Consider the following 13179-nt stretch of genomic DNA (forward strand, 5'->3'; position numbering starts at 1 on the left):
AGCTTTGGTCAAGTGCTCGACTGATTAGTACTAGTCCGCTCCACATATCGCTATGCTTCCACTCCTAGCCTATCTACCTCATCGTCTTTAAGGTGTCTTACTGCTTGCGCATCGGAAATCTCATCTTGAGGGGGGCTTCGCACTTAGATGCTTTCAGCGCTTATCCCTTCCATACATAGCTACCCAGCGATGCCTTTGGCAAGACAACTGGTACACCAGCGGTATGTCCATCCCGGTCCTCTCGTACTAAGGACAGCTCCTCTCAAATTTCCTACGCCCACGACGGATAGGGACCGAACTGTCTCACGACGTTCTGAACCCAGCTCGCGTGCCGCTTTAATGGGCGAACAGCCCAACCCTTGGGACCGACTTCAGCCCCAGGATGCGACGAGCCGACATCGAGGTGCCAAACCTCCCCGTCGATGTGAACTCTTGGGGGAGATAAGCCTGTTATCCCCAGGGTAGCTTTTATCCGTTGAGTGATGGCCTTTCCATGCAGTACCACCAGATCACTAAGCCCGACTTTCGTCCCTGCTCGAGGTGTACCTCTCGCAGTCAAGCTCCCTTATACCTTTACACTCTGCGAATGATTTCCAACCATTCTGAGGGAACCTTTGGGCGCCTCCGTTACATTTTAGGAGGCGACCGCCCCAGTCAAACTGCCCACCTGACACTGTCCTCCAGAACGCTCAGCTCTGCGAGTTAGAGGATCCATCAAACAAGGGTAGTATCCCAACATTGCCTCCAGTAAGACTAGCGTCCTACTTTCTCTGGCTCCTACCTATCCTGTACATGTTTAACAAATACTCAATATCAAGCTACAGTAAAGCTCCATGGGGTCTTTCCGTCCTGTCGCGGGTAACCCGCATCTTCACGGGTATTATAATTTCACCGAGTCTCTCGTTGAGACAGTGCCCAAATCATTACACCTTTCGTGCAGGTCGGAACTTACCCGACAAGGAATTTCGCTACCTTAGGACCGTTATAGTTACGGCCGCCGTTTACTGGGGCTTCAATTCAAACCTTCGCTTGCGCTAAGCTCTCCTCTTAACCTTCCAGCACCGGGCAGGTGTCAGCACCTATACGTCATCTTACGATTTTGCAGATACCTGTGTTTTTGATAAACAGTTGTTTGGGCCTATTCACTGCGGCTGATCTTTTACCATCAGCACCCCTTCTCCCGAAGTTACGGGGTCATTTTGCCGAGTTCCTTAACGAGAGTTCTCTCGCTCACCTGAGTGTTCTCCACTCGACTACCTGTGTCGGTTTGCGGTACGGGTAAAATTGCTCTGGCTAGAAGCTTTTCTTGGCAGTGTGACATCATGACCTTCGCTACTTTGATTTCACTCCGCGTCACAGCTTGAAATCTAAACATAAGCATTTGACTCATCTTTTTTCTTACTGCTTGCACATGTTTTTCCAGCTACATGCGTCATTAGCCTCCTGCGTCCCTCCTTTGCTCTTATCGAACAATTTCAGTACAGGAATCTCTACCTGTTGTCCATCGGCTACGCCTCTCGGCCTTACCTTAGGTCCCGACTTACCCTGGGCGGACGAGCCTGCCCCAGGAAACCTTAGTCTTTCGGCGGATAGGATTCTCACCTATCTTTCGCTACTCATACCGGCATTCTCACTTCTAAGCGCTCCATTAGTCCTCTCGATCTAACTTCGCCGCTCTTAGAACGCTCTCCTACCACGCATATCCTTTGATATGCATCCACAGTTTCGGTACTATGCTTAGCCCCGGTACATTTTCGGCGCAGCGTCACTCGACTAGTGAGCTATTACGCACTCTTTAAATGGTGGCTGCTTCTAAGCCAACATCCTAGTTGTCTACGCAACTCCACATCCTTTTCCACTTAGCATAGATTTGGGGACCTTAACTGGTGATCTGGGCTGTTTCCCTTTCGACTACGGATCTTATCACTCGCAGTCTGACTCCCGTGCATTGATATCTGGCATTCGGAGTTTATCTGGATTCAGTAACCCCTGACGGGCCCCTAGTCCAAACAGCGCTCTACCTCCATTATCATTCACACGAGGCTAGCCCTAAAGCTATTTCGGAGAGAACCAGCTATCTCCAAGTTCGTTTGGAATTTCACCGCTACCCACAACTCATCCCCGCGATTTTTAACTCACGTGGGTTCGGTCCTCCAGCGTGTTTTACCACGCCTTCAACCTGGTCATGGGTAGGTCACTTGGTTTCGGGTCTACGTCATGATACTCTCTCGCCCTCTTCAGACTCGCTTTCGCTCCGGCTCCGTCTTTTCTGACTTAACCTTGCACCATAACGTAACTCGCCGGTTCATTCTACAAAAGGCACGCCATTACACTTTAATGTGCTTTGACTACTTGTAGGCACACGGTTTCAGGTTCTCTTTCACTCCCCTTCCGGGGTTCTTTTCACCTTTCCCTCACGGTACTGGTTCACTATCGGTCACTAGTTAGTATTTAGCCTTGCGAGATGGTCCTCGCGGTTTCAATCGGGATTCCTCGTGTCCCGACCTACTCAGGATCCTGCTAAGTCTCTCTGCAATTTCGCTTACGGGGCTCTCACCCTCTCTGGCTTATCTTTCCAGATAATTCTGCTATCGCTTCAAGTACTTTATTGCAGTCCTACTACCCCAACTGGCAAGCCAGCTGGTTTGGGCTCTTTCCTGTTCGCTCGCCGCTACTTGGGAAATCGATTTTTCTTTCTCTTCCTGCAGCTACTTAGATGTTTCAGTTCACTGCGTCTTCCTTCAACAGCCTTAACAGCTCTTGATAATACCTCGCGGTATTGGGTTCCCCCATTCGGATATCTCCGGATCATCGCTTACTTACTGCTCCCCGAAGCCTTTCGTGGTTCGTCACGTCCTTCATCGGCTTCTAGTGCCTAGGCATTCACCATGCGCCCTTTTCTACTTGACCTATTTCAAGTTGAGTTTCTCTCTCTTCTCGGTCGCTCTTCAATCTGTTTTTTCGATTGTCTCGGTTTTTTGCTTTAGATTATATTCAGTTTTCAATGTACTAGCTCTCTGAGGTATTACCCTCAAAACTAAACAAAGTTTCTCAGTGTGCTTCCGCTTGGCTTTCTCGATGACTTCTCTTTAGTGCTCTCGCACTCTCCATCATCTTTCGCCTTCCTTAGAAAGGAGGTGATCCAGCCGCAGGTTCTCCTACGGCTACCTTGTTACGACTTCACCCTAATCATCTGTCCTACCTTAGACGGCTGACTCCTATAAAGGTTATCCCACCGGCTTTGGGTGTTACAGACTCTCATGGTGTGACGGGCGGTGTGTACAAGGCCCGGGAACGTATTCACCGCGGCGTGCTGATCCGCGATTACTAGCGATTCCAGCTTCGTGTAGGCGAGTTGCAGCCTACAGTCCGAACTGAGAACGGCTTTCAGAGATCCGCTTGCCTTCGCAGGTTCGCTTCTCGTTGTACCGTCCATTGTAGCACGTGTGTAGCCCAGGTCATAAGGGGCATGATGACTTGACGTCATCCCCACCTTCCTCCGGTTTGTCACCGGCAGTCTCATTAGAGTGCCCAACTTAATGATGGCAACTAATGACAAGGGTTGCGCTCGTTGCGGGACTTAACCCAACATCTCACGACACGAGCTGACGACAGCCATGCACCACCTGTCTCAGCGTCCCCGAAGGGAACTCCTAATCTCTTAGGTTTGCACTGGATGTCAAGACCTGGTAAGGTTCTTCGCGTTGCTTCGAATTAAACCACATGCTCCACCGCTTGTGCGGGCCCCCGTCAATTCCTTTGAGTTTCAACCTTGCGGTCGTACTCCCCAGGCGGAGTGCTTAATGCGTTAGCTGCAGCACTGAGAGGCGGAAACCTCCCAACACTTAGCACTCATCGTTTACGGCATGGACTACCAGGGTATCTAATCCTGTTCGCTACCCATGCTTTCGAGCCTCAGCGTCAGTTGCAGACCAGAGAGCCGCCTTCGCCACTGGTGTTCTTCCATATATCTACGCATTCCACCGCTACACATGGAGTTCCACTCTCCTCTTCTGCACTCAAGTTCAACAGTTTCTGATGCAATTCTCCGGTTGAGCCGAAGGCTTTCACATCAGACTTATTGAACCGCCTGCACTCGCTTTACGCCCAATAAATCCGGACAACGCTTGCCACCTACGTATTACCGCGGCTGCTGGCACGTAGTTAGCCGTGACTTTCTAAGTAATTACCGTCAAATAAAGGCCAGTTACTACCTCTATCTTTCTTCACTACCAACAGAGCTTTACGAGCCGAAACCCTTCTTCACTCACGCGGCGTTGCTCCATCAGACTTGCGTCCATTGTGGAAGATTCCCTACTGCTGCCTCCCGTAGGAGTTTGGGCCGTGTCTCAGTCCCAATGTGGCCGATCAGTCTCTCAACTCGGCTATGCATCATTGCCTTGGTAAGCCGTTACCTTACCAACTAGCTAATGCACCGCAGGTCCATCCAAGAGTGATAGCAGAACCATCTTTTAAACTCTAGACATGCGTCTAGTGTTGTTATCCGGTATTAGCATCTGTTTCCAGGTGTTATCCCAGTCTCTTGGGCAGGTTACCCACGTGTTACTCACCCGTCCGCCGCTCGCTTGTATCTAGTTTCATTTGGTGCAAGCACCAAATTCATCTAGGCAAGCTCGCTCGACTTGCATGTATTAGGCACGCCGCCAGCGTTCGTCCTGAGCCAGGATCAAACTCTCATTTTCCTTCTTGAAAATGAGCTTTTTATCGTTTAGCTCTAAAACTTTCTTTGAGTTATCTCAAATTTATTGCTTGCGAATTGACTTCGCTTTTGTTTGGGATTTTTATATCCCGCACACTTTCAGCGAAACTTTGTTCAGTTTTCAAGGTACTACCGTTGCCGTGTGACAACTTTTATATTATATCATGCCTCTTGAGTTTTGACAAGCTTTTTTCTCTTTCTCATCTCTCTCAAATGACAGCTTTATAATATTATCATCTTTCTGCTCTCTTGACAAGCTTCTCGCTTTGCCTCAAACAGCATGTATTACTTTACAGACTTTAAATCAAAGGAAAATAAAATGCTCCATTAAAAAATGAAGCACATCTGCAAAGCGGAGATTGAGAGATTCGAACCCTCGCGCCGGTATAAACCGACCTACACCCTTAGCAGGGGCGCCTCTTCAGCCACTTGAGTAAATCTCCAATGGGCCTAAATGGACTTGAACCATCGACCTCACGCTTATCAGGCGTGCGCTCTAACCAGCTGAGCTATAGGCCCCTTTTCCTTTGAAGCGGGTAACGAGAATCGGACTCGCGACTAAAGCTTGGAAGGCTTTCGTTTTACCACTAAACTATACCCGCAACTTCTTGCTTCCTAATGGCGCGAGACGGAATCGAACCGCCGACACAAGGAGCTTCAATCCTTTGCTCTACCAACTGAGCTATCGAGCCATTACGGTCCCTACCGGATTCGGACCGGTGATCTCCTCCGTGACAGGGAGGCGTGATAACCCCTACACCAAGGGACCATATTGCGGGAACAGGATTTGAACCTATGACCTTCGGGTTATGAGCCCGACGAGCTACCAGACTGCTCCATCCCGCGATGTTTTTATATAAAAAAAGCCAAGATCCTATGGACCTTGTAGGACTCGAACCTACGACCCGACGGTTATGAGCCGTCTGCTCTAACCAACTGAGCTAAAGGTCCAAGCTTACCTCTATAGCGGCGGGGGGGATCGAACCCTCGACCTCCCGGGTATGAACCGGACGCTCTAGCCAGCTGAGCTACACCGCCATCCTGTAACTTCCTGTTTAAGCTACAATCGGGAAGACAGGATTCGAACCTGCGACCCCCTGGTCCCAAACCAGGTGCTCTACCAAACTGAGCCACTTCCCGAAGTGTGCACCCTGAAGGATTTGAACCTTCAACCTTCTGATTCGTAGTCAGACACTCTATCCAGTTGCGCTAAGGGTGCATCATTATATGCCGAGGACCGGAATCGAACCGGTACGGTTGTCACCAACCGCGGGATTTTAAGTCCCGTGCGTCTGCCAGTTCCGCCACCCCGGCATGATAATGATAAGCGGAAGACGGGATTCGAACCCGCGACCCCCACCATGGCAAGGTGATGTTCTACCACTGAACTACTTCCGCATTTTTTTATTCAATTTTTATGCCGATTAAAGGACTCGAACCTTCGACCCCCTGTTTACAAGACAGATGCTCTACCAACTGAGCTAAATCGGCATGGTACGGGTGGTGGGACTTGAACCCACACGTCCGAAAACACTAGAACCTAAATCTAGCGCGTCTGCCAATTCCGCCACACCCGCTTGAGTTTTTCTGGGCCAATGAGTCGTGGCAGGCTCGAACTGCCGATCCTCTGATTAAAAGTCAGATGCTCTACCAACTGAGCTAACGACTCAATGGAGGATACAGGGCTCGAACCTGTGACCTCCTGCTTGTAAGGCAGATGCTCTCCCAGCTGAGCTAATCCTCCATTTAGCACGGCGACTGCCTACCCTCGCAGGCAGTTTCCCACCAACTACTCTCGGCGTTAAGAAGCTTAACTTCTGTGTTCGGCATGGGAACAGGTGTATTCTTCTTGCCATCGCCACCGTACTCTTTCTGAGCTTTTACACTCAAAACTGAATATAATCTTCCGCTCTAAACCTTTGAGCTTTGGTCAAGTGCTCGACTGATTAGTACTAGTCCGCTCCACATATCGCTATGCTTCCACTCCTAGCCTATCTACCTCATCGTCTTTAAGGTGTCTTACTGCTTGCGCATCGGAAATCTCATCTTGAGGGGGGCTTCGCACTTAGATGCTTTCAGCGCTTATCCCTTCCATACATAGCTACCCAGCGATGCCTTTGGCAAGACAACTGGTACACCAGCGGTATGTCCATCCCGGTCCTCTCGTACTAAGGACAGCTCCTCTCAAATTTCCTACGCCCACGACGGATAGGGACCGAACTGTCTCACGACGTTCTGAACCCAGCTCGCGTGCCGCTTTAATGGGCGAACAGCCCAACCCTTGGGACCGACTTCAGCCCCAGGATGCGACGAGCCGACATCGAGGTGCCAAACCTCCCCGTCGATGTGAACTCTTGGGGGAGATAAGCCTGTTATCCCCAGGGTAGCTTTTATCCGTTGAGTGATGGCCTTTCCATGCAGTACCACCAGATCACTAAGCCCGACTTTCGTCCCTGCTCGAGGTGTACCTCTCGCAGTCAAGCTCCCTTATACCTTTACACTCTGCGAATGATTTCCAACCATTCTGAGGGAACCTTTGGGCGCCTCCGTTACATTTTAGGAGGCGACCGCCCCAGTCAAACTGCCCACCTGACACTGTCCTCCAGAACGCTCAGCTCTGCGAGTTAGAGGATCCATCAAACAAGGGTAGTATCCCAACATTGCCTCCAGTAAGACTAGCGTCCTACTTTCTCTGGCTCCTACCTATCCTGTACATGTTTAACAAATACTCAATATCAAGCTACAGTAAAGCTCCATGGGGTCTTTCCGTCCTGTCGCGGGTAACCCGCATCTTCACGGGTATTATAATTTCACCGAGTCTCTCGTTGAGACAGTGCCCAAATCATTACACCTTTCGTGCAGGTCGGAACTTACCCGACAAGGAATTTCGCTACCTTAGGACCGTTATAGTTACGGCCGCCGTTTACTGGGGCTTCAATTCAAACCTTCGCTTGCGCTAAGCTCTCCTCTTAACCTTCCAGCACCGGGCAGGTGTCAGCACCTATACGTCATCTTACGATTTTGCAGATACCTGTGTTTTTGATAAACAGTTGTTTGGGCCTATTCACTGCGGCTGATCTTTTACCATCAGCACCCCTTCTCCCGAAGTTACGGGGTCATTTTGCCGAGTTCCTTAACGAGAGTTCTCTCGCTCACCTGAGTGTTCTCCACTCGACTACCTGTGTCGGTTTGCGGTACGGGTAAAATTGCTCTGGCTAGAAGCTTTTCTTGGCAGTGTGACATCATGACCTTCGCTACTTTGATTTCACTCCGCGTCACAGCTTGAAATCTAAACATAAGCATTTGACTCATCTTTTTTCTTACTGCTTGCACATGTTTTTCCAGCTACATGCGTCATTAGCCTCCTGCGTCCCTCCTTTGCTCTTATCGAACAATTTCAGTACAGGAATCTCTACCTGTTGTCCATCGGCTACGCCTCTCGGCCTTACCTTAGGTCCCGACTTACCCTGGGCGGACGAGCCTGCCCCAGGAAACCTTAGTCTTTCGGCGGATAGGATTCTCACCTATCTTTCGCTACTCATACCGGCATTCTCACTTCTAAGCGCTCCATTAGTCCTCTCGATCTAACTTCGCCGCTCTTAGAACGCTCTCCTACCACGCATATCCTTTGATATGCATCCACAGTTTCGGTACTATGCTTAGCCCCGGTACATTTTCGGCGCAGCGTCACTCGACTAGTGAGCTATTACGCACTCTTTAAATGGTGGCTGCTTCTAAGCCAACATCCTAGTTGTCTACGCAACTCCACATCCTTTTCCACTTAGCATAGATTTGGGGACCTTAACTGGTGATCTGGGCTGTTTCCCTTTCGACTACGGATCTTATCACTCGCAGTCTGACTCCCGTGCATTGATATCTGGCATTCGGAGTTTATCTGGATTCAGTAACCCCTGACGGGCCCCTAGTCCAAACAGCGCTCTACCTCCATTATCATTCACACGAGGCTAGCCCTAAAGCTATTTCGGAGAGAACCAGCTATCTCCAAGTTCGTTTGGAATTTCACCGCTACCCACAACTCATCCCCGCGATTTTTAACTCACGTGGGTTCGGTCCTCCAGCGTGTTTTACCACGCCTTCAACCTGGTCATGGGTAGGTCACTTGGTTTCGGGTCTACGTCATGATACTCTCTCGCCCTCTTCAGACTCGCTTTCGCTCCGGCTCCGTCTTTTCTGACTTAACCTTGCACCATAACGTAACTCGCCGGTTCATTCTACAAAAGGCACGCCATTACACTTTAATGTGCTTTGACTACTTGTAGGCACACGGTTTCAGGTTCTCTTTCACTCCCCTTCCGGGGTTCTTTTCACCTTTCCCTCACGGTACTGGTTCACTATCGGTCACTAGTTAGTATTTAGCCTTGCGAGATGGTCCTCGCGGTTTCAATCGGGATTCCTCGTGTCCCGACCTACTCAGGATCCTGCTAAGTCTCTCTGCAATTTCGCTTACGGGGCTCTCACCCTCTCTGGCTTATCTTTCCAGATAATTCTGCTATCGCTTCAAGTACTTTATTGCAGTCCTACTACCCCAACTGGCAAGCCAGCTGGTTTGGGCTCTTTCCTGTTCGCTCGCCGCTACTTGGGAAATCGATTTTTCTTTCTCTTCCTGCAGCTACTTAGATGTTTCAGTTCACTGCGTCTTCCTTCAACAGCCTTAACAGCTCTTGATAATACCTCGCGGTATTGGGTTCCCCCATTCGGATATCTCCGGATCATCGCTTACTTACTGCTCCCCGAAGCCTTTCGTGGTTCGTCACGTCCTTCATCGGCTTCTAGTGCCTAGGCATTCACCATGCGCCCTTTTCTACTTGACCTATTTCAAGTTGAGTTTCTCTCTCTTCTCGGTCGCTCTTCAATCTGTTTTTTCGATTGTCTCGGTTTTTTGCTTTAGATTATATTCAGTTTTCAATGTACTAGCTCTCTGAGGTATTACCCTCAAAACTAAACAAAGTTTCTCAGTGTGCTTCCGCTTGGCTTTCTCGATGACTTCTCTTTAGTGCTCTCGCACTCTCCATCATCTTTCGCCTTCCTTAGAAAGGAGGTGATCCAGCCGCAGGTTCTCCTACGGCTACCTTGTTACGACTTCACCCTAATCATCTGTCCTACCTTAGACGGCTGACTCCTATAAAGGTTATCCCACCGGCTTTGGGTGTTACAGACTCTCATGGTGTGACGGGCGGTGTGTACAAGGCCCGGGAACGTATTCACCGCGGCGTGCTGATCCGCGATTACTAGCGATTCCAGCTTCGTGTAGGCGAGTTGCAGCCTACAGTCCGAACTGAGAACGGCTTTCAGAGATCCGCTTGCCTTCGCAGGTTCGCTTCTCGTTGTACCGTCCATTGTAGCACGTGTGTAGCCCAGGTCATAAGGGGCATGATGACTTGACGTCATCCCCACCTTCCTCCGGTTTGTCACCGGCAGTCTCATTAGAGTGCCCAACTTAATGATGGCAACTAATGACAAGGGTTGCGCTCGTTGCGGGACTTAACCCAACATCTCACGACACGAGCTGACGACAGCCATGCACCACCTGTCTCAGCGTCCCCGAAGGGAACTCCTAATCTCTTAGGTTTGCACTGGATGTCAAGACCTGGTAAGGTTCTTCGCGTTGCTTCGAATTAAACCACATGCTCCACCGCTTGTGCGGGCCCCCGTCAATTCCTTTGAGTTTCAACCTTGCGGTCGTACTCCCCAGGCGGAGTGCTTAATGCGTTAGCTGCAGCACTGAGAGGCGGAAACCTCCCAACACTTAGCACTCATCGTTTACGGCATGGACTACCAGGGTATCTAATCCTGTTCGCTACCCATGCTTTCGAGCCTCAGCGTCAGTTGCAGACCAGAGAGCCGCCTTCGCCACTGGTGTTCTTCCATATATCTACGCATTCCACCGCTACACATGGAGTTCCACTCTCCTCTTCTGCACTCAAGTTCAACAGTTTCTGATGCAATTCTCCGGTTGAGCCGAAGGCTTTCACATCAGACTTATTGAACCGCCTGCACTCGCTTTACGCCCAATAAATCCGGACAACGCTTGCCACCTACGTATTACCGCGGCTGCTGGCACGTAGTTAGCCGTGACTTTCTAAGTAATTACCGTCAAATAAAGGCCAGTTACTACCTCTATCTTTCTTCACTACCAACAGAGCTTTACGAGCCGAAACCCTTCTTCACTCACGCGGCGTTGCTCCATCAGACTTGCGTCCATTGTGGAAGATTCCCTACTGCTGCCTCCCGTAGGAGTTTGGGCCGTGTCTCAGTCCCAATGTGGCCGATCAGTCTCTCAACTCGGCTATGCATCATTGCCTTGGTAAGCCGTTACCTTACCAACTAGCTAATGCACCGCAGGTCCATCCAAGAGTGATAGCAGAACCATCTTTTAAACTCTAGACATGCGTCTAGTGTTGTTATCCGGTATTAGCATCTGTTTCCAGGTGTTATCCCAGTCTCTTGGGCAGGTTACCCACGTGTTACTCACCCGTCCGCCGCTCGCTTGTATCTAGTTTCATTTGGTGCAAGCACCAAATTCATCTAGGCAAGCTCGCTCGACTTGCATGTATTAGGCACGCCGCCAGCGTTCGTCCTGAGCCAGGATCAAACTCTCATTTTCCTTCTTGAAAATGAGCTTTTTATCGTTTAGCTCTAAAACTTTCTTTGAGTTATCTCAAATTTATTGCTTGCGAATTGACTTCGCTTTTGTTTGGGATTTTTATATCCCGCACACTTTCAGCGAAACTTTGTTCAGTTTTCAAGGTACTACCGTTGCCGTGTGACAACTTTTATATTATATCATGCCTCTTGAGTTTTGACAAGCTTTTTTCTCTTTCTCATCTCTCTCAAATGACAGCTTTATAATATTATCATCTTTCTGCTCTCTTGACAAGCTTCTCGCTTTGCCTCAAACAGCATGTATTACTTTACAGACTTTTCTCCTTTTCGTCAACCCCTTTTTTCTAAAAATTAGCAATATTTTTTTAGAGTGCTAATCTAGTGCTATCTTACTCTATATTAAATAAAAAATGGTATTCCCACATCTTTTGATGTTTGAATACCATTTTCTTTTATATTTAACTTTTATTCACCAAATTTTGGCTCTTTAGTAATTACTTTCATACCATGCATGTATGGTTGTAATGCTTCAGGTACATCTACAGTTCCATCTTCATTTTGATAATTTTCTAAAATAGCTGCTACAGTTCTACCTACAGCTAAACCTGATCCATTCAAAGTATGAGCAAGATGAAGCTTTCCATTTTCATCACGATAACGAATTAAGCTACGACGAGCTTGGAAATCCGTACAGTTTGAACAGCTTGAAATTTCACGATATTTATCTTGAGCTGGCATCCATACTTCAAGGTCATAAGTTTTAGCACTAGTAAAACTTGCATCCCCAGTTGAAAGAGCAACAACATGATATGGTAAGCCGAGCTTTTGAAGTAAATGTTCAGCGTTATGCGTTAATTTTTCCAATTCATCCCACGAACTGTCCTCATCAACAATTTTTACCATTTCAACTTTTCTAAATTCGTGCATTCTAATTAATCCACGCGTATCACGTCCCGCAGATCCTGCTTCGCTTCTAAACGCAGGAGAGAATGCAGTAACATTAATTGGTAATTGCTTTGCATCTAAAATCTTACCGCGGAAGTAGTTAACTAATGGAACCTCTGCAGTTGGAATCAAAGTTAGATCACGTGGCTTGTCAGGATCATCATTATCAACAATGGTATAAACATCCTCGGTAAATTTAGGAAATTGACCAGTTCCTTGCATAGAAGCATCATTTACTAAATATGGTGGAATCACTTCAGTATAACCATCTTTAGTATTTTCATCTAAGAAGAAATTTGAAACTGCGCGTTCAAGTAATGCACCTGCACCTTTATAGTAAACAAAACGAGCACCTGAAACTTTAGCAGCAGTATCCCAGTCTAAGATATTTAATTCAGTACCAATTTCCCAGTGAGGTTTTGGTTCAAAATCAAACTTAGTTGGTTCATTCCATTTACGAACTTCTTCGTTATAGCTTTCATCTGGTCCAATAGGATCTGAATCTGCTGGGAAGTTAGGTAAACGAAGTAAAATATACTTTTGTTTTTGGGTAAGGTCTTCTACTTCTTTATCTAAATCCTTAATTTCTTTTCCAACTTCACGCATTGCCTTAATAGCATCACTTGCGTCTTCTTTATTACGCTTAGCTTGCGCAATTTGATCGGATACTTCATTACGCTTTTGCTTTAATTGCTCACTTTTAGTTAAAGCTTCACGTCTTTCTTTATCAATAGCCACTAATTTATCTAGTTCTTCTGGCTTTATTCCACGTGTAGCTAATTTCTTCTTTGACCAGTCTAAATTCTCTCGAATTACCTTTATGTCTAACATATTTCCTCCTTAAAATAAAAAAAGCCAATTCATCCCTCTCACTGGGACGAATCGACTTA

The 13179-nt window shown here is 48.0% G+C and carries 1 protein-coding gene, 16 tRNA genes and 5 rRNA genes; all 22 read right to left on the minus strand.

Annotation, left to right across the window (positions count from 1 at the left end):
* Nucleotides 1-4 precede the first annotated feature (4 nt).
* Nucleotides 5-2910: ribosomal RNA gene (locus F3I00_RS08515) — 23S ribosomal RNA — on the minus strand.
* Between the two features lie 220 nt (nucleotides 2911-3130).
* Nucleotides 3131-4703, minus strand: a 16S ribosomal RNA gene (locus F3I00_RS08520).
* 370 nt (nucleotides 4704-5073) lie between these two features.
* A tRNA-Ser gene (locus tag F3I00_RS08525) sits at nucleotides 5074-5163 on the minus strand.
* Between the two features lie 2 nt (nucleotides 5164-5165).
* Nucleotides 5166-5239, minus strand: a tRNA-Ile gene (locus F3I00_RS08530).
* Nucleotides 5240-5251: 12 nt separating this feature from the next.
* Nucleotides 5252-5322, minus strand: a tRNA-Gly gene (locus F3I00_RS08535).
* Between the two features lie 17 nt (nucleotides 5323-5339).
* A tRNA-Phe gene (locus F3I00_RS08540) sits at nucleotides 5340-5412 on the minus strand.
* 4 nt (nucleotides 5413-5416) lie between these two features.
* Nucleotides 5417-5489: transfer RNA gene (locus F3I00_RS08545), tRNA-Asp, on the minus strand.
* Between the two features lie 3 nt (nucleotides 5490-5492).
* Nucleotides 5493-5566, minus strand: a tRNA-Met gene (locus F3I00_RS08550).
* Nucleotides 5567-5597: 31 nt separating this feature from the next.
* Nucleotides 5598-5671, minus strand: a tRNA-Ile gene (locus F3I00_RS08555).
* Nucleotides 5672-5684: 13 nt separating this feature from the next.
* Nucleotides 5685-5758: transfer RNA gene (locus tag F3I00_RS08560), tRNA-Met, on the minus strand.
* Between the two features lie 28 nt (nucleotides 5759-5786).
* Nucleotides 5787-5860, minus strand: a tRNA-Pro gene (locus F3I00_RS08565).
* 5 nt (nucleotides 5861-5865) lie between these two features.
* Nucleotides 5866-5939 (minus strand) — tRNA-Arg (locus F3I00_RS08570).
* A 9-nt stretch (nucleotides 5940-5948) separates the two neighbouring features.
* A tRNA-Leu gene (locus tag F3I00_RS08575) sits at nucleotides 5949-6034 on the minus strand.
* Between the two features lie 12 nt (nucleotides 6035-6046).
* Nucleotides 6047-6118 (minus strand) — tRNA-Gly (locus tag F3I00_RS08580).
* Nucleotides 6119-6138: 20 nt separating this feature from the next.
* Nucleotides 6139-6211 (minus strand) — tRNA-Thr (locus tag F3I00_RS08585).
* 1 nt (nucleotide 6212) lies between these two features.
* Nucleotides 6213-6297 (minus strand) — tRNA-Leu (locus tag F3I00_RS08590).
* A 19-nt stretch (nucleotides 6298-6316) separates the two neighbouring features.
* A tRNA-Lys gene (locus tag F3I00_RS08595) sits at nucleotides 6317-6389 on the minus strand.
* Between the two features lie 2 nt (nucleotides 6390-6391).
* Nucleotides 6392-6464 (minus strand) — tRNA-Val (locus F3I00_RS08600).
* A 5-nt stretch (nucleotides 6465-6469) separates the two neighbouring features.
* Nucleotides 6470-6586: ribosomal RNA gene (rrf, locus tag F3I00_RS08605) — 5S ribosomal RNA — on the minus strand.
* Between the two features lie 60 nt (nucleotides 6587-6646).
* Nucleotides 6647-9552: ribosomal RNA gene (locus F3I00_RS08610) — 23S ribosomal RNA — on the minus strand.
* A 220-nt stretch (nucleotides 9553-9772) separates the two neighbouring features.
* A 16S ribosomal RNA gene (locus F3I00_RS08615) occupies nucleotides 9773-11345 on the minus strand.
* The 16S, 23S and 5S rRNA genes sit together here with 16 tRNA genes alongside, the layout of an rRNA operon.
* A gap of 464 nt (nucleotides 11346-11809) precedes the next feature.
* A complete protein-coding gene (gene serS, locus F3I00_RS08620; RefSeq protein WP_020807618.1) occupies nucleotides 11810-13120 on the minus strand; it encodes a serine--tRNA ligase in 1311 nt (436 codons plus the stop codon).
* Between the last annotated feature and the right edge of the window lie 59 nt (nucleotides 13121-13179).

This window comes from Lactobacillus sp. JM1 (assembly GCF_009834385.1).
GTDB lineage: Bacteria > Bacillota > Bacilli > Lactobacillales > Lactobacillaceae > Lactobacillus > Lactobacillus paragasseri.